We start from the raw sequence: 1,017 nt of genomic DNA, 5'->3' as shown, positions 1-1,017 counted from the left end.
CGCACCGGAATCGATGGCCGACTGAAGCGCGGTGGCCCAGTTTTCTTTTCGGTGTCGGCCTTTGCGCTCGACCCAAAGTTCGCTGGGGGCAAACCGGGTGATGGGAACCCATTGCTCGACGGGTTCAGAGTCAAACTCGGGTGTCTCTTCGATGGGCAAACGGAGTGTCGAGCTCGGGGCCGTTGTCGTCAGCCTATAAACCGGTTTCGATGTCCATTCACTGATCTGCGACTCATGCAGGGTGGTTCCGGGGGCTTTCAGCGACGTTGCATATCCTTTCACTTCGATATCTCTGAGGAGGGTCGCAACGGAATCCACCAATTCGATTGCCGGCGAATCGCTGGATGCGGGATGGAAAAGCCTGGCTTCCAGAAGTGTAAAGCCTTGTCCTCTTGCCACGACCGCTGGAACGCTATTCCAACTTATCAATGCCCGGATGATGCTTTTGTTCCGCGACTCCAGTCCGACTCGCCTCTGCCCTGAAAGCGTTATGTGCTCGAATGTAGCAAGTTGATTGCAGTCGGAAATAATACCGTATTCACAACCTTGGACATTCAGACCACGGACGAGCAACGGCCCATTATCACCGAACATGGCGAGCCCAGCGAAACCAGTGTTTTCCGGGTCGGATGAGCGAATCGTAACGTTCCACACATGACCGGTATTGGACGCAAAGAATTCGAGCCCGACTGCCCCCGGGTTGCCCGCTCCTAAGTCAATCGTCACGTCACGAACTGCGTTTCGAAAGGCTTGCGCGATTCGCCAAGAAGTGACGATCATCGGTTTCGGTTGGGCAGGATTGTCGAATCCCGGAGCGCGATCCCGAAGCCTGATAATCACGCGGTCGCGGCTTTGGCCTTGGATGATTCGTCGAGAGGGAACCCCTCCAGGCCGTTGAGGAGGCTTGATGGTGTCGCTGATCAAGTAAATTCCGTTAGGAAAATAAATTAAACCAGTATTGCTGAAAGCCTTCTGGATGGCCTCAGTGTCGTCGGTGACTCCGTCACCGACCGCGCC

At 55.3% G+C, this 1,017-nt stretch carries 1 protein-coding gene; it reads right to left on the bottom strand.

Features of this window, described 5'->3' with window-relative positions; all coding sequences use genetic code 11:
- On the bottom strand, positions 1 to 1,017 hold a 1,017-nt coding region (locus tag ABJK56_RS07175; RefSeq protein ID WP_347243984.1), incomplete at both ends, for a glycosyl hydrolase family 28-related protein.

This window comes from Thermogutta sp. (genome assembly GCF_039793925.1).
Lineage (GTDB): Bacteria > Planctomycetota > Planctomycetia > Pirellulales > Thermoguttaceae > Thermogutta.
The sequence above is the reverse complement of the archived record's forward strand: the minus strand, read 5'-3'. Positions and strand labels throughout refer to the sequence as shown.